Genomic DNA, 25,737 nt, shown 5'->3' with positions numbered 1-25,737 from the left:
AAAACCAGGAAAGGCAATGGAAGTGAGGGCTTATTCTAGACCCATTATTTCTTCGGCCAATACTTCCCAAGCTGTTTGCAGCTGTTTGTATTCGGCTTTTACACTGTTGTAATTTCGGGTGACCTCTTGAAGCTTCTGCGGGTCGCTATAGACTTCTTCTGTCGCTAGGTCTAATTCTAAACTGTTGACAACCTTTTCTTTTTCGGCTATTTGCTGTTCCAGGTTGGTCAGTTCTCTGTTTTTTCGCTGCAGGGTTTTGGAAGGGTCTTCAGCCGACTTTTCTTTTATAGCTTTGGGTTCTTCTTTTACCACAGGCTTTTTTTCTGCTTTTTTAACTTCGGGCTTTACAACACGTTGCGCATTCCATACTTCATACTCCTCGTAGGTGCCCGGATATTCTTTGATTTCCTGATTTTCGATAAACCAGATTTTGTTGGCTACGTGGTCAAGGAAATAGCGGTCGTGGGACACGACGATAAAGGTTCCTTCGTATTGCTGTAAAGCTTGGATTAAAATATTAACAGAGGCCATGTCCAAATGGTTGGTCGGCTCATCGAGTACCAAAAAGTTGGCATCGGCGGTTAAAGCTTTTGCAAGCGCAACACGTGATTTTTCGCCTCCAGAGAGTACCTTGATTTTTTTGAAAGCATCGTCGCCCGTGAAAAGAAAACAGCCTAGAATAGAGCGTAGCTCTGTTTCGGTATGCTTGGGCGCAAAGTTGATCATTTCTTGGATGATGGTGTTTTCAAGGTGAAGCGCTTCTAGCTGATGCTGCGCAAAGAAGGTTTGCGAAACGTTATGGCCTTTGATGCTTTTGCCGGTGTATTCAGGGTCGGCATCGGCAATGATGCGCAGTAACGTTGATTTTCCTTTACCATTGGCACCTATTAAAGCTATCTTATCGCCTTTCTCAATCAGTCCGTCGGTTTCGTTCAGGATAGGTAGATTAGGGTAAGATTTAGAAATATTCTCTAACGTGACCACATGTCGGCCCGAAGGTTTGGAAAATTTGAATTGGAAGTTTACTTCCGGGTTATCGTCATCTACATCGTCAACACGTTCCATACGGTCCAGTGCTTTAATGCGCGATTGTGCCATTTTAGCTTTACTTGCTTTCGCACGGAAACGCTCGATTAAACGCTCTTCCTGTTTGATTTTTGCTTGCTGATTTTTGTATTGATTGCTTTGGATTTCCTCACGGAGAGATTTTTCTTCTAAGTAGAACGAGTAATTGCCTGCATAGAGTGTGAGTTTTCCTTTCCTGGATTCTACTGTTTTGTTGATAATCCGGTCGAGGAAATACCTGTCGTGAGAAACGATGACGATGGCGCCTTCAAAAGCTTGTAAATAGCCTTCTAGCCATTTGATGGAAGGTAAGTCCATGTGGTTGGTCGGCTCATCGAGCAGAAGAATATCAGGCGCTTGGAGCAGAATACGGGCCAGCATGACACGCATGCGCCATCCGCCGGAAAAGGTCGCCAGTGGTCGCTTTTGCTCTTCTTCGGAAAAACCCAGACCTGCCAAAATTTCGTGCGCCCGGAACTCGATGCTGTAGCCGTCTAGGGCTTCAAATTCGGTTTGCTTGTCGCTGAGCTTATTTAAAATATCATCTGAGTAATCAGTTTCTAATTTTTTTAATAGTGCTTCGATTTCTGTATGCAGCTGGTTTTGGCGTTCAAAGGCTTCCATTGCTACATAAAGAATGCTCTTATCAGAATGGTAAGACAAAAGATCTTGGTTTAGATATCCGATTTTCAGATCTTTAGCCATAGATATACTGCCTGAAGTAGGGGTGTAGTCGCCTACAATCAGTTTGAGCAGCGTGGATTTTCCGGTGCCATTGGCCCCGATAAGTCCTGTTTTGTCTCCTGGTTTTATATGCCAACTGGCTTCGTCGTATAAAGCACGTGAGCCAATTTCAAAAGTTAAATTATTAATAGATATCATTATGTGAGCAAAAGTAACGATTATCTGTAAATGATTATTATAAAAACAAAGCGAGTAGGGAAATTAATTGTTAACGGTTTTTAGATATTGCTATTGGCTTTTAGCTCTTAACTTGTTACTTTTGACCCTATATGTACAAATTAGTCAAGCCTTTGTTTTTTAGCATGGATCCGGAAACTGCCCATCACCAAGTGACAGGTGGTTTGCGTAAAGCAAATAAGATTTGGGGTGTTAAATCTGCTGTTAAATCCATCTATAGTGTAACAGACCCGCGCTTGGAGCGTGAGGTGTTTGGTATTAAGTTTAAAAATCCGGTAGGCTTGGCTGCAGGCTTTGATAAGAATGCAGAGTATATTTCGGAGATGGCCGGGCTGGGATTTGGCTTTATCGAGATAGGAACGGTAACGCCCAGACCGCAACCAGGGAATGATAAACCTCGCATGTTTCGTTTGGTAGCTGATAATGCACTCATTAATAGAATGGGCTTTAATAACCAAGGGGCAGATGTGGCAGCAGCTCGTTTGAAGAGCTTGAAAGAACGGAACGGACTGATTATAGGTGGAAATATAGGGAAGAATAAAGATACGCCCAATGAAGAGGCTATTCATGATTATACCTATTGTTTCAATAGTTTGTTTGAGTATGTAGATTATTTTGTTGTAAATGTCAGTTCGCCCAATACACCGGGCTTACGCGATTTGCAGGAAAAAGAACCGCTGACAAAACTGTTAAGGACATTGCAGGATCTAAACCATACGAAACATATACAACGCCCTATTTTATTGAAGATTGCACCAGATTTGACAAACTCGCAATTGGATGATATCGTTGATATTGTACAGGATACGGGGATCGCAGGGGTGATTGCAACAAATACTACCATTTCTAGAGCGGGGTTACGAAGTGACCCGAAATTGGTGAGTGAGGCAGGTGGGGTGAGCGGTGCGCCTTTGACCAAAAGATCAACAGAGGTGATACAGTATATTGCACGTAAAGCAAATGGGGCTTTTCCGATTGTTGGGGTAGGAGGTATTCATTCGGCGCAGGATGCTATAGATAAACTGAATGCAGGAGCTAGTTTGGTGCAGGTGTATACTGGTTTTATTTATGAGGGACCTGCTTTGGTGGGGAATATTTGCAAGGGATTATTGGCAGCTGATAAAAATATAAAAGCGGGGTTCTAGTACAGAGCAGTAACCGCCATGCTATAAAAAAAGAGACTGTCTCAAAAAGGCAGTCTCTTTTTTGTGTTTTATTGAAGCTTGGTAAGCTCTTGGTCTATTGCTTTCCTTGTTTGTGCTGTAACCGGAACAAGGGGTAGACGTACAGTATCCTGTTTAATGATCCCTTTTGCTTGAAGGATGTATTTGACACCACAGGGGTTGCCTTCGACAAAGCATAAATCGGTGATTTTTAGTAAGGCATTGTGGAGTTTGCGTGCGGTAATGAAATCATTTGCAGCAACAGCCTTTGTTAGTGCAGCGACTTCTTTAGGGAAAGCATTACCAACAACGGAAATAATTCCGATCGCACCGATTGCCATCATAGGCAATGTTACGGGGTCATCGCCAGAAATTAAGGAGAAGTCTGCTGGTTTATCACGCATAATCTCGTTGAATTGGGCGAAGTTGCCAGAGGCTTCTTTTGTAGCCACGATGTTTGGAAAGTCTTGGGCTAAACGGACTGTTGTAGCCGGCGACATGTTGCTGCCGGTGCGCCCAGGCACGTTGTATAAGATGATAGGAAGTTTTGAAGCTTCGGCTATCGCTTTATAATGTTGATAAATACCTTCTTGGACAGGTTTATTGTAGTATGGAGATACAGATAATAAGGCGGTAAAGCCATTGGTGTCAAAGTTGTTTATTTGATGAACAACTTCCTGCGTATTATTGCCCCCTATGCCTGCAACGATAGGTACCCGTTTATTGACCTGCTTCACTGTAAAATCCCACACCTGCTTTCGTTCTTTCTCGTTTAATGTTGCTGTTTCACCGGTAGTACCTAAAGATACCAGGTAGTTCATTCCTTGGTTGATTTGATAGTCAATGAGGTTGCCCAATGAATCGAAATCAATTGTCCCATCTGCATTAAAGGGAGTAACTAAAGCTACACCTGCTCCTTGAAGCTCATTCATTTTTTTAATGTATTTAATTTATCATGTTTAATATATCCTGATCTGATATTATCGGGATTTGTAATTTTTCTGCTTTTGCTAGTTTTGATGGTCCCATCTTATCGCCGGCAATCAAATAGCTGAGTTTGCTGGAGATGCTGGTTACCATTTTTCCGCCGTGAGCCACAACGAGCTCGGCTAGTTCTTCTCTTGAAATGTCGGCAAAGACACCTGAAATAACAAATGTTTTTCCGGCTAAGCTGTTTCCAGCCGGTGTAGTTTCGTTTACGAGAGTTTCAAACTGCAGGCCAGCTGCTTTTAAACGGGCTATTTCGGCTATATGGTGCGGATCACGAAGGTAATCGTACACACTTTGGGCTATTCGCTCGCCAATATCGGGTACGTTGGACATTTCCTCTATGCTGGCGGCCGACATGGCTTCTATATTTTTAAAGTGTACGGCAAGTTTCTTAGCGATTGTTTCACCAACATGACGGATACCGAGCGCAAATAATACTTTTTCAAAAGGTTTGGATTTGGAAAGCTCTAAGCCCTCTAGCATGTTTTTAATGGATTTTTCGCCAAAACGTTCAATTGTTTCCAGTTGCTCTTTCTGCTCGTGGAGACGGTAGAGATCTGAAAAACTGCGCAGTAAACCCAGATTAAAAAATGTTTCGATAGTTTCATTACCAAGCCCCTGAATATCCATCATCTTACGACCGATGAAGTGCTGTAGTTTGCCGACGATCTGCGGTTTGCAGCCTTCATCATTGGGGCAATAGTGTACAGCTTCACCTTCTTCACGAATTAATGGGGTGTGGCATTCCGGACACACCGTCGGATAGATTATAGGAACCGCTGTAGGTAGCCTTTTTTCTGTATTGACGGCAATAACTTTAGGAATGATTTCACCACCTTTTTCGACAAATACATAGTCGTTTTCGTGCAGCCCCAATCGTTCTATTTCGTTGGCATTATGTAACGATGCCCTGCGGACGGTTGTGCCGGCCAGTGAAACCGCTGCTAAGTTGGCAACAGGCGTGACTGCACCCGTGCGGCCGACCTGATAGCTGACCCCGATTAGTTGAGTTTCGGCCTGTTCGGCTTTGAATTTATAGGATATCGCCCAGCGCGGAGATTTGGCGGTAAAGCCTAGTTCTTCCTGTTGTGCGTAATCATTAACCTTGATGACAATACCGTCAATATCGTAAGATAATTGATGACGGGCGGTGTCCCAATAATGGACAAAGTCGAGAAGCTCCTGTACATTGTGGCAAAGTTTACTGTGCTCGGAGACATGGAAGCCCCAGTTTTCAACAGCTTTTAAGCTTTCCCAATGTGATGCAAAAAGTTGCCTTCTGTTGTCGGCATATAAAAAGTAGAGGTAGCAGTCCAGCGGACGTTTAGCCACTTCTTTTGGGTCTTGTAGTTTTATGGTGCCGGATGCAAAGTTCCTTGGGTTAGCATAGGTTTGTTCGCCGGCGAGCTCCCGCTCGGTATTGAGCCTTTTGAAGGCTGCATGATGCATGAAAATTTCGCCCCTTATTTCAAAGAGATCAGGGTAGTTACCTACCTTTAACTGATGGGGGACATTACGGATTGTTTTTACATTTTCAGTTACTTCATCGCCCTGAACCCCATCGCCACGGGTTACTGCCTGTATGAGTTTTCCGTGCTCGTAGGTTAAAGAAATTGAAAGCCCATCAAATTTTAATTCGCAGACGTATTGCACATCGTCACCAATGATTTTGCGGACACGCTCGTCAAAGTCCCGTAGCTCCTGCTCGTTATAGGTGTTACCTAAAGACAGCATAGGCCATTTATGGGCGACAGTGTTGAATTTTTGTGTGATATCACCGCCTACTCTTTGTGTTGGCGAATTGGGATCTTTAAACTGGGGGTATTGGTTTTCTAATGCTTCCAGTTCTTTTAGTTTCAGGTCAAATTCATAGTCGGATACTACTGAATTTGCCAATACATAATACTCGTAGTTATATGTATGAAGTTCGTCAGTAAGTTGGACTATTTTTTTCTGAATATCTGCTAGCATAATGGACAAAAATAAGCATTTAAAAGTCCTTTGCTTCAATAAAACAAAAGAAATTATTGCAAAGGATGCGCAAGCTAGAGTGTTGAGAAAAACGTGCTTTAGTAAAGTTCTATGAGAGGTCTTTTATTTGAAATTATTCGCTTTTAAATCAGAGAACCGCTGTATTTTATTCACAAAGTGCTGCCATGTTATAGATTTTTTATAAAAACCGGTTGCGTTAAATTGCTTGTTGGGTTGCTTTCTTTTTCTAGCATTTCTGAAGATATTGATCAGAAAATATTGGTGAGCTCGGCTCACTGCCCATGCATCTTGAGGTTTGCGCTCAAGAAGGAATTTAAACAGGGCTGCAAAATCTAACCAGAAGCGCACGGAAATTACCCAGAGAGCAGGTAGAAAAGCGAGGTTTTTCTGCAACATAACAAGGTTGTTGCGGAAATTTAAGTATGTTTTTTTAGGGTTGCTGGTGTTTAAGGTACCACCACCGACGTGGTAAACGGTGGAGTTATGGACGTAACCTATGCGGCAACCCATTTTCTTAAGGCGCCAGCAAAGATCGATTTCTTCCATATGCGCAAAAAAATCGCTGTCAAAGCCTTTGGCAGCTTTCCAAGCACTGGACTTGATAAATAGCGCGGCTCCCGTGGCCCAAAAGATATCTATATTTTGGTCGTATTGGCCCTCGTCTTTTTCTACAGACTGAAATAAACGGCCCCGGCAGAAAGGATAGCCGTAACGGTCGATAAAACCGCCGGCAGCACCCGCATGCTCAAAATAATCACGTGCATGGTAGGCGCGAATCTTTGGTTGTGCAGCAACCATATTGGGCTCTGATTCTATGTAGTCAATTACGGGCTCGATCCAAGATGGAGTAACTTCCACATCGGAGTTGAGAAGCACGTAGTAGTCGGCCTCGACCTGTTCTAAAACAGCGTTATAGCCTCCTGCAAAGCCTAAGTTCTCGCTATTGCGTATAATGGTAATAGAAGGGTAAGTGTCTTCTATAAATTTGATAGACCCATCTTCAGAGGCGTTGTCGCCAATGATGAACTCAATATTAGGGTACGTGCTGTTGTAAACCGAAGGAAGAAATTTTTCTAAGAAGAAGATTCCGTTCCAGTTAAGTATAACAACTGCTACTTTTGGATAGTACTTCATTTTCTACGTTTTCTTTTCCAGCGTTTATGCGACCATAACCAATACTCCGGAGTTTCTCTAATAATATCTTCTGTAAATTTGTTATGCAGTTTTGTTATTTCGTGTTCCTCGTATACATCTGGATCTTCGACAAGGGTAGTAAATTTACAGAAGTAGTGGCCGCGTTTTTGTTTTCGACCGATATGGCAGTATACGATCGGGTCTTTTGTGAGACGCGCTATCCTTTCGGTACCCGTATAGACGAGGGTGTCTTGATTTAAAAAGTTTAAAAAATAGTCTGAATCCTGATATATGGGTGTCTGGTCGGCTACGAACATACTGATGTGTGGTTTGCCTTTTAAACGTATGACATGTCTCAATATTTGCTTCATAGGAATCATCAAAGCACCAAAACGAGAGCGAAGCTCGTTGAATACATTGTTGACGACTTTATTATTTAGAGGCTTGTAGATAATAAGAACCGGTGCATCGGTCATCAGCGATAGACGGTGTATGCCCAACTCCCAGTTTCCATAATGAGCTGTAACGCCGATGACACCTTTATTTTTTTCTAAATGCCTGTATATTTCATCCTCATCAATGAGTTCCATGCGTTTCTTAACTTGAGCGGCACTCATGGATTTCATTTTGATAGCCTCAATCAAGATGTCGGGGAAGTAGCGGTAGAACTTTTTCGCAATGGATTTTATTTCTGATGCTGATTTTTCAGGAAATGAGTTTCTTAGATTTTCGTAAACGACATTCTTGCGGTAGCCAATAACATAGTACAAAAGGAGATACGCAAGATCGGAGAAGCGGTATAAGATCCAAAATGGGAGTAAAGAGATTATGTATAATGTTATAGATAATAATTTTTGCTTCATGAAAAAGGCGAATTCTATTTGCTATTCTTACAAATATCTTTAAAATAAGTTAGTTTTGTCTAAAATAGTTAAATTTGATGGAATCACAGTTGCTTTTACCTGCTTTATATTTACCCCCAGTTTCGTATTTTCATGTTATTCACACGACTGATAGTCCTATTGTATTGGATCAGCATGAACATTTTCCGAAACAGACATACCGAACCCGAACAACAATAGGTACAGCAAATGGACGGCTGGATCTTATTGTGCCAATTGTACACGGAAGAAGAGAGCGCAGGGCAATGAAAGATACGTTGATAAATTATGAGTTTGACTGGCAGCGTTTGCATTGGTTAAGTTTGCAGACGGCCTATAGAAGCTCTGCTTACTTTGAGTTTTATGAAGATGACTTCGCACGTTTTTATGAAACAAAATATGAGTATTTGATGGATTTCAATCTACAGCAACTGGAGTTGATATTGAAATGTTTGAAGATAAACCGCACCATATCTTTGTCGGAAAGCTTCCACCCGATGAAAGCGGAGAATGAATACCGTACAGCTATTCATCCGAAGAAAAATAGTGTGTGGGAGAAGCATACACCCTATTATCAGGTATTTGAAAGTATGACGGGTTTTATTCCTGATTTAAGTATTATTGACCTTCTGTTTAATCAAGGGCCGCAAAGTAAGAGCTACCTTTAGTTTTACTGATAAGCGGGATAAAAAGCAAACATTCGTATACTTTTATTGTTTCATGTAACAAGAAAGCGTCGGCTGGCGCTATGCGTTTTTTCTAGGCTGCTACGCAAGGGTGGTTTTAAAGAATAAAAGTAATAAACAATAATGACGAGTGGCGTTTTATGTACGGTATACAGAAGATAAAGAGGGTCGGGCAGATTTTGACGATTTTATCAAAACATGGTTTTGATGAAATTCTTTCAAGAAGTAATATAGACCGAATTATTCCGGATAGTGTGCTTTTATGGAATGAAAGTACAAAGAAAATTTTTCAGGATGATTTTAATGTCCGCGTGCGCTTGGCAATAGAAGAGCTTGGGCCTACTTTTATTAAGCTCGGGCAATTGTTAAGCAACCGGGCGGATATTATTCCGGCTGACCTGAGGGCGGAGCTTATCAAGCTACAGGATAATGTGCCGGCAGAAGAACTGGATATCCGGCAGAAGATAGAAGAGTCTTTAGGGATTGTAGTGGATGAGCATTTTGCCGAAGTAGAAAGCCTGCCACTTGCTGCCGCTTCTATAGGGCAGGTGTATCGGGCGAAGTTGCTCGATGGAAGAGAGGTGGTGCTGAAAGTGAAACGGACAGGAATTAGGGAGGTTGTAGAGGCGGATCTTGATTTTATAAGTGACCTGGTAAAGTTCTTGCGTACAAAATATGAATCTGTACAGCGTATGAATCTTTACGAAATTGTACAGTCTTTTACGGCCTCTTTATTGAGCGAACTCTCGTTTGTAAGTGAACTAAACAATATTGATCGTTTTAGAAGAAACTTTGCCGGTAATAAAGCGGTGTATGTGCCAAAGGTATATAGGCAGTATTCGAACGATGATATTTTATGTATGGAGTTTGTGTCGGGTGTGAAAATTAATGATCTGGAGGGATTGAAGGAATTTGGATTTTCACCGGCAGTTGTGGCGCAGTCTTGTTTGGATCTGTACTTGGAGCAGGTGCTGCAACATGGTTTCTTCCATGCCGACCCGCATCCTGGAAATGTATTTGTAAATAGAAGAGGACAAATTATTTTTATTGATTTTGGTTCTATGGGTTTTATGATACCCACCGACCGTTCCTGTATTGAGGGGATGGTTATGAACTTTTTAATGAAGGATGCGAAAGGACTCATACGTAACATAAAAAAGTTGTCAATTGTACATTACATTGAAGATGAACGGCAGTTGGAACGCGATGCTTTCGAAATTTTTCAATTGATAGAAGATAATTCTCTAGAAGATATCGATATAGGGGTGATGCTGAAAAAGCTGAATAAAATTTTGGAGAGCAACAGTATCTTATTGCCAGATTTTGTTTATATCCTGTTAAGAGGGGTCGCAATTTTGGAGGGCACAGGCAGGCAGTTGAATGCTCATTTAAATATTCCGGAAAGTATATCGCCCTTTGCTAAAAAGATAGCCAAAGAAAAAGCTTCACCTAAGTATATTAAAGAGCTGATAAGTGAAAAAATAAAGTTTTTCACGCAGGTGTTGGGCAGTGTGCCCGAAGATATGCTGATGGTTTTGGAGAAAACTAAAAACGATAAGCTAACCCTAAATCATAAGTTGCAGGGCTTTGATGAATTACAATTGATTTTACACCGGATAGGCAATAAGTTTCTGTTATCCATATTGGCCATGACTTTTGGTATAGGTGCAAGTATTTTAGCGCATGGTAGAGTGGGGTATATATTATGGGGAATGCCGATTTTATCATGGCTGGGTTTTATAGCTAGTTTTTTCTTGTCGGGTATTTTGTTGGTTTACTTAATACGAAGTAAATAGCTGCTCAAGCGCATTGCCAGACAAACTCTGTGAAAATAATAAGGAATAGGTATACTTTATTGCTAAGTTGGGCGTTATGTATTGTAGGTATGGTTGAAATTTCAAAAATTTCATAATTAGGTTAATAATTGGTTTGGTAGGCGTCCGAGTATTTACTCGGACGCTTTTTTTGTACTACTTTTTTATCTTAGGACAGCATATCGTGGAAAAGACGGTAAATACACGGGGTAAATGAATATTGTTTTATTGAAATGAACGTCTGCCAATGTTTATGTGTTAGGGATTGCTTATTTTTGATGTAAATAATTGAATTTAATTGACATGAAGATAGCGATCACAACGTTGGAACCTAAAAGTGTATGGGGAAATTTTAATGAATTGAATAGTATACCCCGGGCATCTAAAAAAGAAGAGAGAGTTATTGCTTTTATGCTTGATTTTGCAAAGCGGATAGGGTTGGAGGCAGAGAAGGATGCAGTGGGCAATGTGCTTATACGCAAAGCTGCGACAGCAGGCATGGAGGGTAGAAAGACCGTTGTTTTGCAGTCGCATTTGGATATGGTGCATCAAAAGAATGCCGATTCGGATTTTGATTTTGATAGTCAGGGTATAGATATGTATGTGGATGGCGACTGGGTGAAAGCAAGAGGAACCACATTAGGGGCTGATAACGGTATAGGGGTGGCAGCTATTATGGCTTTGCTGGCTTCAACAGATATAGCGCACCCGGCTCTTGAAGCTTTGTTTACTATAGACGAAGAGACAGGAATGACAGGTGCAAAGGGCTTGCAGCCAGATTTTTTAAAAGGAGATATTTTACTAAACCTAGATACAGAAGAGGATACCGAAATAGATATTGGCTGTGCAGGCGGGATAGATGTTACTGCACGAAGAGCTTATACCGTTGAAAAAGCTGACGGCGGTTTGAGGTTTTTTAAACTAACCGTTGACGGCCTTCAGGGCGGACACTCGGGGATGGATATTCATAAAGGGCTGGGGAACGCAAATAAACTGATCGCACGATTGCTGTTTTCGCTAGAGGAATATGGGCTGCGCATATCGAAAATTGATGGTGGAGGCTTGAGAAACGCAATTCCAAGAGAAGGGGTGGCTGTTTTTGCTTGTGAGGAAGGAAAAGTAGAGCTGTTGAAAGAAAGGGTAGAAGAGGTGGCGAGTTTTATAAAACAAGAGTATGCTATAATGGAGCCTGCACTTCGGGTGGAGATGGAAGAAGTTGTGAACTTTGAAGGTGGCTTAGTGCCTGTTGATGTACAAAGTAAATTGTTGCGGGCTTTATATGTGGCGCCCAACGGCGTATATAGGATGAGTGCCGGTTTTGCAGATCTGGTAGAGACGTCGAATAATATAGCTCGCGTATTGGTGAAGGATGGTGAAATTGTGGTGAAATGTTTGACGAGATCGTCGGTTGAGTCGTCAAAAATGGATTTGGCAGATACTTTAAAAGCTGGTTTTGAGCTTATGGAAGCAGAGGTTTCTTTTTCGGGCGATTATCCGGGCTGGACGCCTAATCCAAACTCCGAAATATTAGACCTATTGAACACTTTATACAGTGATTTGTTTGCCGGTAAAGCAGAGGTCGTTTCTTGCCATGCGGGCCTAGAGTGTGGCTTGTTAGGTCGTTATTACCCCGATATGGAGATGATTTCTTTTGGACCTACGATATTGGGAGCACACTCGCCACAAGAACGTGTTTCGATCTCTTCGGTGCAGAAGTTTTGGAAGTTCTTATGTGCGATCTTAGCCAACATACCCCATAAATAAGGTTTATTTGTAGCATGTGGATATGAAATTTTGATGTATATGACAGATACAGGTCGAAAACAGAAAGTGTCATTGGTGTTGGGGAGTGGAGGAGCAAGAGGACTGACTCAAATTGGTGTTATTCATTATGTGCTGGATAGAGGTTATGAAATTGATGAGGTTATCGGTTGTTCTATAGGTGCGCTGGTAGGCGCAGCTTTTGCGGGAGGGAAGGTACAGGAGTTGGGCGAGTGGATGAGTAAATTGACGAGAGGGCAGGTATTTCGCTTGATGGATTTTACAAATTCAAAAAGTGGTTTTTTAAAAGGAGTGCGTGTTTTAGAAACTTTGCAGCAAGTGTTTGAAGATGTAAATATAGAGGATCTTCCTATACGATACCGAGCTGTTGCAACAGATTTGAGAGCAGAGAAAGAGGTTGTTTTTGAAAAAGGAAGTGTTTATAACGCTATTCGGGCCTCTATTGCTATACCAGGGGTGTTTACGGGAGTGGAGAAGGAAAATATGTTTTTGGTTGATGGGGCTGTTCTGAACCCCGTCCCGATTAGTCATGTAAGCAAGAAGGATAATATAGTTATTGCTGTTAACTTGGATGGTTTGCCGGAAAAAGCAGTAACTACGTTTAACAGGCTCAGTGCGATGTCTTTGTTGCAGGAGTCTTATTATGCTATGCGGCGGAAGCTTGCTGAATTGTCATTTGAACTTTATAAGCCAGATTATGTAATTGATGTCCCTATTGATTGTTCGGGGATATGGGAGTTTCATAAGGCGGCAGAGCTTATAGAAAAAGGATACGAGCTGGCTAAAGAAAAGTTGGATCTTAGCTAGTACAGCAGTTGTTTTCGAGTGCAAGTTTCTCCTTGCACTCGAAAATGATCGAAGCTGCTTTTACCCATTGTTTTACGGATGTTTAATCTGTTGTGATATTTTCTTGTATAAAATTCTGTACGAGTTTATTGAACTCGTCGGTAGCTTCTAGGTTGGGTAAATGTCCCGCTTCATTTATTTCTATATAGACAGCGTTTTTAATTTTCTTTTCCATTTCCTGCATATCTGCTTTAGCTGTTATTTTATCTTCAGCACCCCGTATCAGTAATGTAGGGACGTCGATATGTTGAAGCGTGTCTGTGGTGTCTGTTCGGGAGGCAAGCGCTAGAAGTGTTGAGCAAATATTGTTGAGGTTATTTCGACGGATGCTGCTTTTAATAAGGTCGATAGCAGAGGATGACTCACGTAGCGTTTTCTGGCCAAATACATTTTGTACAAAACCCATGGCAAATGGGCGTCTACCATGAAGCAGTAGGGCTTGTATGCTGTCAAAACGCTTTACTTTCATGAGGTTATTATCGGCTTTACTATGGGTGTCGCATAGTATTAGTCCACTTATATATTCGGGGAATAATTCTTGGGCGCGAAGTGCAATATAGCCCCCCATGGATATGCCACAAAGTATAGCTTTTTCTATGTTTAGTTTTTTAATGAATGCAAGCAAATCTTTCGCAAAGCAATCGATGGAAAAGAAGCCGTGACCGGCAGTGCTTAAACCATGACCGCGGATATCTACGGCTATACCGGTTATGTTATCGTCTAGAGCTTCCAGCTGGGGGCGCCACATGTTTTTATTGAATGGAAACCCGTGCAAAAACAGGATGACAGGACTGTTGCTGACAACTGATTCTTTAAGGTGATAAGCTATACTGATATCTCCGATTCGTATTTTATGTGTTTTAATGCTGTGTTTTTTCATATATATGTAGTTATTCGTGTGCATATAGTTGTTTGCAGGTTATTTATTTCTCAACAGAATTTACAAATATTTTGGGAGTTTATTGCGTTCTGTTTAGTTTTTATCTGTTACGCAAAGTGATGATGTGTGTTTTTTTACTGTGTAGCATAAAAATTATAGGAGTTTTTGAAAAAAATATGTTCTTGTAATTGTGTTTTAATCAGCAATATATGCGCATGTGGCTTTTTGATGCTGATTTATTTGTGAAAATAATTTGGAAAGATATAAAAAGTAACGATATTTGCATCACCAAAACAACGGATACGTTGTTGAAATAAAAAGACTGCGCTCATGGCTCAATTGGATAGAGCACCTGACTACGGATCAGGAGGTTAGGGGTTCGACTCCCTTTGAGCGCACTTTTTTTTAACCTTGCCAAGGAAGCAAATTACTAAATTTAGAGACAAAGAGATAATGTTTGTTCTGAATTTTTTAAGAATGAAAGGTTGATGAGAATTTAAGAGAAAAAGCTTTGTGTATTAATTCGTTTTTTCTATATTTGCATCACCATAGCAAAAGGCGACAAGTCAAGGTTTGTTAATGGTTACCGCGCTCATAGCTTAACTGGATAGAGCACCTGACTACGGATCAGGAGGTTAGGGGTTCGACTCCCTTTGAGCGCACCTAGTTGTACGAAGCCTAATTCTCAAGACGGATTAGGCTTTTTTTTCGAACACAGATTAAAACTAAAAAACTTATGCTAAACCTTGTCTTATTTGGCCCTCCAGGTGCTGGTAAAGGTACTCAATCTGAAAAATTAATTGAGAAGTACCAATTGGTACATATTTCTACGGGTGATATTTTTCGTGCTCATATTAAAAACCAAACAGAACTTGGACAACAGGTAAGTCAAATTATTGCGGAAGGTAATTTGGTGCCGGATTCGGTAACGATAGCTATGTTGGAAGAAGAAATTAAGAAAAATGAATCGGCAAAAGGATTTATTTTTGATGGTTTCCCAAGAACAGTGGCGCAGGCAGAAGCATTAGATAATTTCTTAGCCTCTATTGGGCAGGAAATTTCTGGAGTGGTAGCTTTAGATGTAACAGAAGAAGAACTGACAGAACGTATTGCGAAGAGACAGCAAATTTCAGGTCGGGCAGATGATGCTGCGGATAAGTTGCAGAAGAGAATTGAAGAGTATTTTAGTAAAACAATTCATGTTTTACCTTACTATGAGAAGCAGGGTAAACTGGATAAAGTAAATGGTATCGGTGAGATTGAAACGATTTTTAAATCGTTGACTACTATTATCGATCAGTATAAATAAGTAAACGAGGTAATTTATATATGGCCCAAGGCTCAAATTTTGTAGATTATGTGAAGGTGTGTTGCCGCTCGGGTAGCGGAGGAGCCGGGTCGACTTATCTACACCGTGATAAGTTCACGGCTAAAGGTGGTCCGGCAGGTGGAGATGGCGGAAGAGGGGGGCATGTTATTTTGAAAGGCTCAAGTCAGCACTGGACTTTGTTGCATTTAAAGTACAGAAAACATGTAATTGCAGAAAATGGGCAGCCCGGAGGAAGTACCTTAATGACGGGAGCTACAGGGAAAGATGAAATTCTAGAAGTTCCCTTAGGCACTATTGTTAAGGATGCAGAGACAGGTGAAGTATTGTTCGATATCACGGAAGATGGCGAAACAAAAATACTCACTGAAGGAGGAAAAGGTGGCTTGGGAAACTGGCATTTTAAATCGGCAACGCAGCAAACACCACGTTATGCGCAGCCGGGAATCCCGGGGAAAGAACAATGGGTCGTGCTGGAGTTGAAAGTGCTGGCAGATGTAGGATTGGTGGGTTTTCCTAATGCAGGTAAATCAACATTGCTTTCCGTAGTATCGGCAGCTAAACCGGAAATTGCAGATTACCCATTCACAACGCTAGTGCCTAATTTAGGTATCGTATCGTATCGGGATAATAAGTCTTTTGTAATGGCCGATATACCCGGGATTATAGAGGGAGCATCGCAGGGAAAAGGATTAGGCTATAGATTCTTGAGGCATATAGAGCGGAATTCAATCTTGCTCTTTATGATACCGGCAGATACAGATCGGACGATTGAGGAAGAGTATAATATTTTATTGAGCGAGCTGACTGCATATAATCCGGAACTGATTGACAAGCCCCGCTTGTTGGCGATAACAAAGTCGGATATGTTAGATGATGAATTGGAAGCAGAGATGGCGAAAACAGTACCCACAGGTGTGCCTTCAATTTTTATATCTTCGGTTTCAGGAAAGAATATTCAGCAATTAAAAGATAAAATTTGGGCAGTGGTAAATGCTTAAATAAGATTAATGAAAATATAAGAAAAGGGATGAAGCAAGTGGTTTTATCCCTTTTTTCATGTTAAATAATAGGGAATAACCGGCTTTCTACGGTTATTTTAAAATTTTTATTCAGGTAGCTAAAGAATTGACGGTTGGTGGCGGCAGAGTTTTGTTCAACAAGATAGGGGACTATTAATTGTCCTTGTCTGAGTTTGATTTTATAGTAACCAAAAAGAATACCTCTGTTTTTTTGGATCGCTTTGACTTCTTTTACTTGTATGATATCTGTAGCGAGGTTAAAAGCTATACTGTCAGCTTTGATTAGATCTACAAAAACTTGATTGTTTGTAGGGTCAAAGTAGATGCGCTGATCTTTTGTAAAACGTACATGATTGGTGTATACAAAAAGTTGCCCGATGAGGTAGAAGCTGAGGGGTAAGGCAATCCACAGCACTTTGATTTTTAAACCTAAAATCAGTAGGGCTAGGAAGAGGATGAAGCCTATGCCTACAGTCCAGAGGGTGTTTCGAGTGGCATTTGAAAGGATCGTTGATGTGGTGTCTATCAGGATAAAGTTTCGGTTTCCGTGGTGACGGGTAACAGATTGTACCTCTTTTTTAACGAAAAACCGTCTCACAAAGAGGTACAATAAGAAAGCAACAAGTGCAAATATTAATAGAAACTTCATTCTTCGAATTAATATTGTTCGGACTCATTAGGGTAATTGCCTGATTTTACATCGGCAGCAAAGGCTGTAGCAGCATTGGTTACACCTTGATACATGTCCATGTAACGGCGGAGAAATTTTGGTTTAAAATCTTTTGTGAAACCAAGCATATCATTAACAACAAGTACTTGACCGTCGCAACCATTTCCTGCGCCTATGCCTATGGTAGGTATGATTAATGAATCTGTTACTTCTTTGGCCAGTTGAGCGGGTATTTTCTCCATGACGATGGCAAAACAACCTGCTTCTTGTAAGGCCAAAGCATCTGATTTTAGCTTCTCTGCTTCTTCTTCACCCTGAGCGCGAACTCCAAACGTTCCGAATTTATTTATGGATTGCGGTGTTAGCCCGAGGTGTCCACAAACGGGAATGCCGGCGTCTATGATTTTTTTTATGTTCTCGATAATCTCTACCCCACCTTCTAGTTTTAAAGCGTGTGCCCCGGATTCTTTCATCATACGAACCGCTGCTTTAAATGCGTCTTCGGTTGTTCCTTGATAGTAGCCAAACGGTAAGTCTGCAAGAACCAGTGCACGTTTTGCGCCTCTTGCAACAGCACTGGTGTGGTATATCATATTATCGAGGGTGATAGGAAGTGTGGTTTCGTAGCCTGCAAAAACATTAGCAGCAGAGTCGCCAACCAACAGTACATCGATGCCGGCCTCGTCAAGAGCCTGAGCCATGGAAAAATCGTAAGCCGTGAGCATACTGATTTTTTCGCCTTGTGCTTTCATCGAAAGTATGGTGTTGGTTGTTATGCGTTTTATAATTTTATTGACTGACATGTTATTTTTGATTGTTTTATGATTAGCAAAACTAACTAATTAAAACAAAAAACATTGTAATTAATAGGAGTTAGGTAGAATTTGGTTTTAGATAGGCCTGTTGTCGACAGGTCGGGGCCTTACCTGGGGATGCGTGGCTGTTCTGTTTTATGAAAAGCAGTATTTGCCGTATTTAAAAGGTCTAAAACCGTAAAACGTTATCATTCCTGTTACTTAATCGGTGTTTATTTTATATTTTTGCAGTATGCAAGATAACGAAAATCGCCTTTTTAAGTTTCCGAAGTTTAAAGATTTAATCATTTTTGAAGATGATAATTTAATTGTGGTTAACAAACCTCCATTTGTAGCATCTTTAGATGATCGAAGTGGAGGAGAGGTTAATATTTTACGTTTGGCTAAAAAGTATCATGCGGATGCACAGGTTTGTCATCGGCTGGATAAGGAAACGTCAGGTATTTTACTGATTGCAAAAAATCCGGAAACTTATAGGCTGGTTTCTATCGAGTTTGAACGCCGGCGTGTAACTAAAATTTACCATGCCATCATTGGAGGAACACACACGTTTGATAATCTAACAGTTGATCTTCCCATATTAAACCAAGGAAATAAGAATGTGTCTATAGATAGGGCTAATGGTAAAGCTGCGGAAACAATATTTAACTCTTTGCAGTATTTTCAACATTATACTTTAGTAGAATGTAGGCCAGTAACAGGACGAATGCACCAGATACGTATACACTTGGCAACACAGCATGCAGCCATCGTGGGAGACAGTATGTACAGAGGGAAACCTGTTTTTTTATCTCAAATAAAAAAACGTGGATTTTCTTTAGGGAAAGGAGAGGAAGAACAACCGATAATGAAGCGCTTTGCATTGCATGCTAAGGCTCTAGCATTTTCTATAGATGGCAAAGAGTATGAGTTTGAAGCAGAGTATCCAAAAGACTTTGCAACCTTATTAAAGTTGTTAAATAAATTTGATAGTTAAGTAATTTTAAAGATATGGAAGATAAGAAATGGGGACGCTGGATTGGTAATACGATATTTTTTGGGTTGGTTATTATGTTGCTTATTCCTACGACTAGAACCTGGATGCAACAAGGGCTGATGAAGTTGGGTTTGTTTAAGCCAAGTTTGGAAGCGCCTGTTGTAGAGGGGAAGGAAGGAGAAGGGGAATTGAAAATTGGAGAAGATGTCGTTTTTTTAAACGATAATGAACAACGTGTACCTTTAGCTGACCTGAAAGGGAAGGTGGTTTTTATTAATTTTTGGGCTACATGGTGCCCGCCGTGTAAGGCCGAAATGCCCTCTATCCAGGTTTTGAAAGATAAGTTTAAAGATAATAAAAACGTGGAGTTTATGTTGGTGGAGATCGATGGAGAAAAGGAAAAGGCCAATACGTTTATGAAAAAAGGAAAAATGGATCTGCCGATCTATTATCCGGATAGCAGCATCCCCCGGGAATGGTTAGGAGGATCGATCCCTACTACTGTTATTTTGGATAAAGAAGGAAATACAGTAGCTCATCATGCGGGTATGGCTGATTATTCTAAAAAGGAAGTTTTTGATTTTATAACGGAGCTAATCAATAAATAGAATGACAAGAGGGGAATTAATACAGGAGATAAAAGCTAAAAGAAGTTTTTTATGTGTAGGCCTGGATACCGATTTAGAGAAGATACCGGAGCATCTTTTAGGCGAAGAAGATCCTATTTATAGTTTTAATAAAGCTATTATTGATGCAACGGAAGATTTATGTGTTGCCTATAAGCCTAATACGGCTTTTTATGAATGTTATGGAGCGAAAGGTTGGGAGTCTTTGCGGAAGACCTGGGAAGCGTTACCAAAAAATTGCTTAAGTATAGCAGATGCAAAAAGAGGGGATATAGGAAATACATCTACACGCTATGCAAAGGCTTTCTTTGATGTAGAGACATCAGGAATGGGGTTTGATTCGATTACGATAGCGCCTTATATGGGTAAAGATTCTGTGACGCCTTTTTTAGATATAGAAGGTAAATGGGCTATTGTATTAGGATTAACATCGAATGAAGGTAGTTTGGATTTTCAAAATTTTACGAATGCAAACGGTGAGGAGCTATACACGTCTGTATTGGATAAAGTGAGTTCGTGGGGGACGGTTGAAAATACCATGTTTGTTGTTGGAGCAACAAGAGGAGAAGCGTTTTTAAAAGTTCGTGCTCATGTACCTGATCATTTTCTATTAGTTCCGGGAGTAGGGGCGCAAGGAGGTTCATTAGCAGATGTGTGCCGGTATGGTATGAATAAAGATTGTGGACTTTTGGTAAATAGCACACGTGGTGTGATTTACGCTTCATCAGGAAGAGACTTTGCAGAACGTGCAAGAGAGGAAGCGCTGAAGTTGCAAAAAGAAATGGAAAATGAACTGCTAAAAGCAGGGGTTTTATAAATAAAAGTAAATGGAACTTGTTACTCATCGTATATGGTGAGGAGAGTGAAGTATAGTTGATGTAATTGATAGAAAATGAAAAAAAGTAAAATTAATGCGATTGCTTGGTTGATTTTAATCCCCTTGTTTTTTACAGGTTGTTCAATAAATAAAAAACAGATTGAGGCATTAGCAAAATGCGACTATTCGGTAGAGTCTATGCAGGATGTGCAATTTGCAGGTAAAGGTATCGAGAGTTATATTCGTAATAACGAAGTGAATATGGCTGCGGTGCCCGGGCTTGCCGTGGCGATGTTGAGGAAAGATCTACCGCTTGAAGCAAAAGTGAATATGAGAGTGAAGAACCCTAACGCTACTAAAACAGCTATTAATTCATTTAAATATTTAATTGAGATTCAGGGTAAACCTTTATTCGAAGGCACGGTTAATGAGAATATTCATTTAAACACAGGCGAGAGTATGGTGGTGCCGTTAAGCTTTAAGGTGAATTTGTTTGATAATGCGAAGGAGCATGGATTGGAGAAAATGTTGAATGATGCTTTTACGAGAGAAGGAGAAGGCTTTTTGGTGTTAAAGATTAAGCCTTCGATGAAGCTTGGAAATAGTAATATTTATTATCCAGGGTATATTACCGTTGATCGTAATTTGGCGAAAAGTATAGGTAAATTATTGAAGTAAATAATAATTTACAATGTTAAAAGTCTGCTGTCGTAAGAAAAAGACAGCAGACTTTTTTATTTCCTATTAAAAGTATAGCCAACAGTCCATTCGATAAAGTCGGCTTTACCCTGATGGGCTTTTATGGATACGCCGGCATTGAAATCTTTATACACGTAATAACGTGCGCCAGCACGTAGAAAAACGCGTTTCACTTCGCCGTTAAATTCTTGATTGTGGATGTAGTAGCCTACGTTTCCGTTTAATACCAAGTTCCGATTTAAGACGTGTACCAGATAGAATGAAGGGCCTCCAGAGTATTTAGAGCCTAACTTTCCACTTTTATCGCCAGCTATTTCGTCGTTATTTCCTGATGCGGAATAAAAAAGATCGATACCACCACCCATACGCCATTTATGAGAAACGTGCTTACTTGCATAGGCACTTAAAGTCGATTTAAAGAAGCGTTGATCTCTATCTCTTTCAATTTGTTTCCATCCGATTCCGTAATTAATACTATAATGAATTTTGTCACTAACAGGTTGGATTTTCTTTTTGTCCGGCAATTCGCTGTTGCCATTGGGTTGGTAAGTGATAGAGGCTGTAACAGGGACAAGGTTGACCCCTTTATTAGGTAGGTGCAGAGCTCCGTTAGAGAAGTGGTGAAAAGCCAAACCTAAGCCTGTACGCCAGTTGGGATTGATTTTGTACTGTGCTCGTATCCCAAAGTCTATATATACGTTGTTTTTAGCACCGATGACAATATTTAACGGATTGTCATCTTCATCATAAGGGTTGAAGTTGCCCGATATACCTAAGCCAATACGGTAATCAAAGGCCCATTTTTTGTTTGATAAGTTTCCGAAGGGAGTTTGCACAAAACCATATACCGCATAGGGGCTACCTATAACATCTGTTTCGAAAGTGCTTGAATAAAACCCTATCCCATATATAGGGTTGTTATAGAGAGCAAAATATTGATCGGTAGATTTTTGAATCTTCCAACCTATCTTTAAGTTCATTCCATTGTAATAAGCGCTTTCAAAAGTTGTTTTTTTTAAATCTTTTGTTGCCAAAATTCCACCATTTTCAACTTCTAGCTCGATGATTAAAGGGTTTTTATCTGTCCTGTCTTTCTTTTTTAAAATGGACTGAGCGAAAAGGCTTTGTGCACTTAAAAGGAAAAAAAAAGGCAATAACTTAATTTTTTTCAAAATGGAAATCGTATTATGCGTAAATTTTGTTACAAATGTATTGGTTTTTGACCAAAAAGCATAACCGGTCAACTCTGTTTCATCTTTTTTATAGCTGCCGAAGATCATATGTCTAATTTTTTGATTATAATTTTTTGTTTATTAGTTGGCTACTTGCTTCGGCAAACTTCAATTGTAAAACCTGATGGATACCGATCGATCAACGCTTGGATAATTTATGTAGGTTTACCAGCAACTTCTTTTGTATACCTTCCTGATTTAGTATGGAGTCGCGATTTAATTTTGGCTCTTCTGGGGCCTGTTGTTATTTTTGGCGGCTCTTGGTTGTTTGTAAAGCTTTTAGCGAAACCTTTTCGACTTTCAAAACGAACAGTAGCAACCTTGATTTTGGTGTCGGGCTTAAGTAATACATCATTTGTGGGCTTTCCTTTAGTTTCTTATTATTTCGGCAAAGAAATGCTTAAATGGGCCATTATAAGTGATCAGACGACTTTTTTTCTGCTCTCGTCTTTAGGTGTTATAATTGCTATAAAGGGGACAGGGAGTGAGGGAAAGATTAACCTGACTCAAACACTGAAGCGTGTTTTTACCTTTCCGCCATTATTGGCTTGTCTGACCGTTCTCTTGATCTCTCCTTGGTATAATTTTAGTGATTTTAAACCTTTTTTTAAGACTTTGGCAGGCACTGTAACACCATTGGCATTGTTTTCAATAGGTATGCAACTTTCCTTTAGTTTTTATAAAAGTGAGATAAAAATAATGTCTCTGTCTATTTTGTATAAATTATTTTTAGGTCCATTGGCTTTTATCTTGTTTTGCTATTTTTTTTCCTATAAAGGAGAGGTGGCACAGATAGCGGCGTTTGAAATGGCTATGCCCAGCTTAGTGGCAACGGGTATTGTATTGAATGAATTTGGGCTAAATACAAAGTTAGGAAATGGAATTATTGGTGTGAGTATAATTTTAGGGCTGATTACTACTTATTTAGCATATAATTTAATTAATTATCTTTTGTAACTTGATTGATATATTATAAGCTTAGTGTATTTATTACAATATATTTTATACTTTTAGATTTGATTTATAAAAATCTAAGTTAATGCGTGTTAATTTTATAAAAAGAAGTGTTCTAGTATGTGCACTGTTAAGCACAGGTGTATGTACTACTTTTGGGCAAGATAAATTTGAACGATATGTTCAGAAGCTTGAAGGTATGGAAGTTGAATTCTCTATGGAGGCTATCCCGGGTGGGAAGTTTAAAATGGGAAGTGATAAATCAGACAAAGCGGATGAAAAACCGGTACATGAAGTTCAGATAGATCCTTTTTGGATGGGGACATACGAGGTTACATGGAATTTATTTGAGCCGTTTTTGTATAAAGATTATGAAATAAGCCAGTCGAAAGGGAAAGAAGTTCCTGCAGAGGTGGATGCGGTAACTAGACCTACTAAGCCTTACCTAGATATGACTTTCGGCATGGGGAAAGATGGACATCCTGCTTTAGCAATGACACACTATAATGCTATTCAGTTTTGTAAATGGCTGTACATTAGAACAGGCGTGTTCTATCGTTTGCCGACAGAAGCGGAATGGGAATATGCGTGCCGAGCAGGATCAACAAGTGAATATTATTTTGGAGATGACGCAAGTCAGCTAGAGGAGCACGCATGGTTTTCGGCTAATAGTAATGGTCAAACATCTACAGTCGGGAAAAAGAAGGCTAATGCTTGGGGGTTGTACGATATGATTGGGAATGTTGCAGAATGGACATATGACCAATATATTGAGGATTATTATGAGCAGTTTGCTAATGAAATGGCGGTTAACCCTGTGGCAGAACCAACAAAGCTCTATCCGCATAGTGTACGAGGAGGATCTTTTGAAAGTAGTCAAGAAGATTTGAGATCTGCTGCGCGCATGGCTTCTGACCCTTATTGGAAACAGTTGGATCCACAAATACCTAAATCAAATTGGTGGTTCCCGGAAGCACCTTTTGTAGGTATGCGTTTAGTTAGACCAGCTAATGCTCCCACACATGAAGAAGCTTTAGCTTATTATGATAAAGCACCTATTAAAGATTTTTAAACTGTAACTTAAACCTATCTGATGATGGATAAATTTAAACGTAGAGATTTTATAAAAACAGGTACTGCTATTGCAGGAACCGCAATGTTAAGTGGCATGCCAAATAGTGATTTATTTGCTGCAGGAAGCGATGTGATTAAAATTGCATTGATTGGTTGTGGCGGAAGAGGTACAGGCGCTACTTTTGATGCGTTTGCATCAGGACAGAATATCAAGTTGGTCGCTATGGCAGATGCTTTTCAAGATAATTTGGAAGGTACCTATAAGACACTAAAAGAAAAATTTGGAGATTTAATAGATGTCCCAGAGAGCCGTAAGTATGTAGGATTTGATGCTTATAAAGCTGCTATAAAAGAGGCAGACGTAGTATTGTTAGCTGCGCCTCCAGGATTTAGACCTGCACATTTTGAAGAAGCTGTTAGAGCAGGTAAGCATGTGTTTATGGAGAAGCCTATGGCTACGGATATTCCGGGAATTAGACGCGTTCTGGTAGCTGCTGAAGAAGCTAAAAAGAAAAAGCTGAATGTTGTAGTTGGTTTGCAGAGAAGGTACCAGACAAACTATCGTGAAGCCATTAAAAGGATTCAAGATGGTGCAATAGGGGATGTGGTATCAGGACAGGTGTATTGGAATAGTGGTGGGGTATGGGTGCGTCCGCGTAAACCTGGCCAAACGGAGATGGAGTATCAAATGCGTAACTGGTATTATTTTAACTGGTTATGTGGAGATCACATCGTTGAGCAGCACGTTCATAATATTGATATAGCAAATTGGATCAAAGGCAAGTACCCTGTTTCTATTCAAGGGACAGGTAGTAGAGCGCATCGTACAGGAAAAGAATACGGTGAGATATACGATAACTTTGCACTTGAACTTACATATGATGATGGAACGGTCGTATATAGTCAATGTAGACATTTTGAAGGTATAGCGAATCGTGTAGATGAAACTTTTCAAGCAACGAAAGGAAGAGTTTATTTATCAGCCGGAAATCAGGCCGTATTATGGGATGCCAATGGTAAAGAAATTTACAGACACGATCCGAAAGGCAACCCAAATCCGTATCAGCAAGAACATAAAGAACTTTTTGAAGCAATTGCTAAAGGAGAGTATAAGTTCGAAAATGCAGAGTACGGAGCGTATAGTACGTTGACAGCTATTATCGGAAGAATTGCCTGCTATACAGGTAAGGTGATTAAGTGGGATGAAGCAATGAAGTCTAATATTGATATTATGCCAGAAACTTATAGTTGGAATAGTTTGCCTAAGATCTTACCGAATGCGGAAGGTGAATATCCTGTAGCTATACCTGGTAAGAATACCGACTTATTTATATAGTTTGGTTAGGGTATATCTTATATTGACATTATTTT

The 25,737-nt window shown here is 40.2% G+C and carries 23 protein-coding genes and 2 tRNA genes; 16 read left to right on the top strand and 9 right to left on the bottom strand.

Annotated elements, in window-relative coordinates; translation table 11 throughout:
* Positions 1-30: 30 nt before the first annotated feature.
* On the bottom strand, positions 31-1,947 hold the full coding sequence (locus ORI89_RS12555; RefSeq protein ID WP_268230836.1) for an ABC-F family ATP-binding cassette domain-containing protein: 1,917 nt from the start codon (positions 1,945-1,947) through the stop codon (positions 31-33).
* A gap of 131 nt (positions 1,948-2,078) precedes the next feature.
* Between ORI89_RS12555 and ORI89_RS12550 the strand changes: the two genes are divergently transcribed.
* Complete coding sequence (locus ORI89_RS12550) at positions 2,079-3,131, top strand: quinone-dependent dihydroorotate dehydrogenase (RefSeq protein ID WP_268230835.1); 1,053 nt, start codon at positions 2,079-2,081, stop codon at positions 3,129-3,131.
* Positions 3,132-3,199: 68 nt separating this feature from the next.
* Here ORI89_RS12550 and dapA read toward each other — a convergent pair whose 3' ends face one another.
* The 4 genes from dapA to ORI89_RS12530 all read right to left on the bottom strand — a co-directional run bounded on the left by dapA (position 3,200) and on the right by ORI89_RS12530 (position 8,128).
* Positions 3,200-4,081 carry a 4-hydroxy-tetrahydrodipicolinate synthase gene (gene dapA / locus ORI89_RS12545; RefSeq protein ID WP_268230834.1) on the bottom strand — a complete coding sequence of 294 codons (882 nt, stop codon included), beginning with the start codon at positions 4,079-4,081 and terminating at the stop codon, positions 3,200-3,202.
* Positions 4,082-4,094: 13 nt separating this feature from the next.
* Positions 4,095-6,113, bottom strand: coding sequence for an NAD-dependent DNA ligase LigA (gene ligA, locus ORI89_RS12540; RefSeq protein ID WP_268231060.1), 2,019 nt, complete (start codon positions 6,111-6,113; stop codon positions 4,095-4,097).
* Between the two features lie 120 nt (positions 6,114-6,233).
* Positions 6,234-7,265 (bottom strand): glycosyltransferase family 2 protein, encoded by a 1,032-nt coding sequence (locus ORI89_RS12535; RefSeq protein ID WP_268230833.1) that lies wholly within the window; start codon positions 7,263-7,265, stop codon positions 6,234-6,236.
* A complete protein-coding gene (locus tag ORI89_RS12530; protein WP_268230832.1) occupies positions 7,262-8,128 on the bottom strand; it encodes a lysophospholipid acyltransferase family protein in 867 nt (288 codons plus the stop codon). The genes ORI89_RS12535 and ORI89_RS12530 overlap by 4 nt, the downstream gene beginning before the upstream one ends.
* Before the next feature lie 77 nt (positions 8,129-8,205).
* On the opposite strand from ORI89_RS12530, the gene ORI89_RS12525 reads away from it, so the two are divergent.
* The 4 genes from ORI89_RS12525 to ORI89_RS12510 all read left to right on the top strand — a co-directional run bounded on the left by ORI89_RS12525 (position 8,206) and on the right by ORI89_RS12510 (position 13,235).
* A complete protein-coding gene (locus ORI89_RS12525) occupies positions 8,206-8,814 on the top strand; it encodes a WbqC family protein (RefSeq protein WP_268230831.1) in 609 nt (202 codons plus the stop codon).
* A 158-nt stretch (positions 8,815-8,972) separates the two neighbouring features.
* Positions 8,973-10,628, top strand: coding sequence for an ABC1 kinase family protein (locus ORI89_RS12520; RefSeq protein WP_268230830.1), 1,656 nt, complete (start codon positions 8,973-8,975; stop codon positions 10,626-10,628).
* Between the two features lie 321 nt (positions 10,629-10,949).
* Positions 10,950-12,410 (top strand): aminoacyl-histidine dipeptidase, encoded by a 1,461-nt coding sequence (locus tag ORI89_RS12515; RefSeq protein WP_268230829.1) that lies wholly within the window; start codon positions 10,950-10,952, stop codon positions 12,408-12,410.
* Between the two features lie 39 nt (positions 12,411-12,449).
* Positions 12,450-13,235, top strand: a complete 786-nt coding sequence (locus ORI89_RS12510) for a patatin-like phospholipase family protein (protein WP_268230828.1) — start codon at positions 12,450-12,452, stop codon at positions 13,233-13,235.
* Between the two features lie 82 nt (positions 13,236-13,317).
* On the opposite strand, the gene ORI89_RS12505 is transcribed toward ORI89_RS12510, so the two are convergent.
* A complete protein-coding gene (locus ORI89_RS12505) occupies positions 13,318-14,154 on the bottom strand; it encodes an alpha/beta fold hydrolase (protein WP_268230827.1) in 837 nt (278 codons plus the stop codon).
* A gap of 324 nt (positions 14,155-14,478) precedes the next feature.
* On the opposite strand from ORI89_RS12505, the gene ORI89_RS12500 reads away from it, so the two are divergent.
* The 4 genes from ORI89_RS12500 to obgE all read left to right on the top strand — a co-directional run bounded on the left by ORI89_RS12500 (position 14,479) and on the right by obgE (position 16,482).
* Positions 14,479-14,552 (top strand) — tRNA-Arg (locus ORI89_RS12500).
* A 190-nt stretch (positions 14,553-14,742) separates the two neighbouring features.
* Positions 14,743-14,816 (top strand) — tRNA-Arg (locus ORI89_RS12495).
* 74 nt (positions 14,817-14,890) lie between these two features.
* Positions 14,891-15,463: an adenylate kinase gene (locus ORI89_RS12490; protein ID WP_268230826.1), complete on the top strand. Its 573-nt coding sequence runs from the start codon at positions 14,891-14,893 to the stop codon at positions 15,461-15,463.
* Positions 15,464-15,483: 20 nt separating this feature from the next.
* A complete protein-coding gene (gene obgE, locus ORI89_RS12485; protein ID WP_268230825.1) occupies positions 15,484-16,482 on the top strand; it encodes a GTPase ObgE in 999 nt (332 codons plus the stop codon).
* A gap of 61 nt (positions 16,483-16,543) precedes the next feature.
* Here obgE and ORI89_RS12480 read toward each other — a convergent pair whose 3' ends face one another.
* Positions 16,544-17,152, bottom strand: a complete 609-nt coding sequence (locus ORI89_RS12480) for a hypothetical protein (protein ID WP_268230824.1) — start codon at positions 17,150-17,152, stop codon at positions 16,544-16,546.
* A gap of 8 nt (positions 17,153-17,160) precedes the next feature.
* Positions 17,161-17,976 carry a 3-methyl-2-oxobutanoate hydroxymethyltransferase gene (panB, locus tag ORI89_RS12475; RefSeq protein ID WP_268230823.1) on the bottom strand — a complete coding sequence of 272 codons (816 nt, stop codon included), beginning with the start codon at positions 17,974-17,976 and terminating at the stop codon, positions 17,161-17,163.
* A 244-nt stretch (positions 17,977-18,220) separates the two neighbouring features.
* On the opposite strand from panB, the gene ORI89_RS12470 reads away from it, so the two are divergent.
* From ORI89_RS12470 to ORI89_RS12455, 4 genes are all read left to right on the top strand, one after another.
* Positions 18,221-18,964, top strand: a complete 744-nt coding sequence (locus ORI89_RS12470; RefSeq protein ID WP_268230822.1) for an RluA family pseudouridine synthase — start codon at positions 18,221-18,223, stop codon at positions 18,962-18,964.
* A 14-nt stretch (positions 18,965-18,978) separates the two neighbouring features.
* Positions 18,979-19,572, top strand: coding sequence for a TlpA family protein disulfide reductase (locus ORI89_RS12465; protein WP_268230821.1), 594 nt, complete (start codon positions 18,979-18,981; stop codon positions 19,570-19,572).
* 1 nt (position 19,573) lies between these two features.
* Positions 19,574-20,407: an orotidine-5'-phosphate decarboxylase gene (gene pyrF / locus ORI89_RS12460; protein ID WP_268230820.1), complete on the top strand. Its 834-nt coding sequence runs from the start codon at positions 19,574-19,576 to the stop codon at positions 20,405-20,407.
* A gap of 75 nt (positions 20,408-20,482) precedes the next feature.
* Entirely contained in the window at positions 20,483-21,085 is a 603-nt protein-coding gene (locus ORI89_RS12455; RefSeq protein ID WP_268230819.1) for an LEA type 2 family protein, read from the top strand.
* Positions 21,086-21,141: 56 nt separating this feature from the next.
* On the opposite strand, the gene ORI89_RS12450 is transcribed toward ORI89_RS12455, so the two are convergent.
* A complete protein-coding gene (locus ORI89_RS12450) occupies positions 21,142-22,386 on the bottom strand; it encodes an acyloxyacyl hydrolase (protein ID WP_268230818.1) in 1,245 nt (414 codons plus the stop codon).
* Between ORI89_RS12450 and ORI89_RS12445 the strand changes: the two genes are divergently transcribed.
* From ORI89_RS12445 to ORI89_RS12435, 3 genes are all read left to right on the top strand, one after another.
* Entirely contained in the window at positions 22,387-23,295 is a 909-nt protein-coding gene (locus ORI89_RS12445) for an AEC family transporter (protein WP_268230817.1), read from the top strand. It abuts the gene before it with no gap.
* Positions 23,296-23,377: 82 nt separating this feature from the next.
* Positions 23,378-24,364 carry a formylglycine-generating enzyme family protein gene (locus ORI89_RS12440; RefSeq protein ID WP_268230816.1) on the top strand — a complete coding sequence of 329 codons (987 nt, stop codon included), beginning with the start codon at positions 23,378-23,380 and terminating at the stop codon, positions 24,362-24,364.
* 21 nt (positions 24,365-24,385) lie between these two features.
* A complete protein-coding gene (locus tag ORI89_RS12435) occupies positions 24,386-25,702 on the top strand; it encodes a Gfo/Idh/MocA family protein (RefSeq protein WP_326494313.1) in 1,317 nt (438 codons plus the stop codon).
* The last annotated feature ends 35 nt before the right edge of the window (positions 25,703-25,737 follow it).

Origin of the sequence: Sphingobacterium sp. UT-1RO-CII-1, assembly GCF_026711005.1 — a bacterium.
In the GTDB taxonomy this organism is placed as follows: domain Bacteria; phylum Bacteroidota; class Bacteroidia; order Sphingobacteriales; family Sphingobacteriaceae; genus Sphingobacterium.
This window is presented reverse-complemented; position numbering and strand designations above follow the sequence as displayed.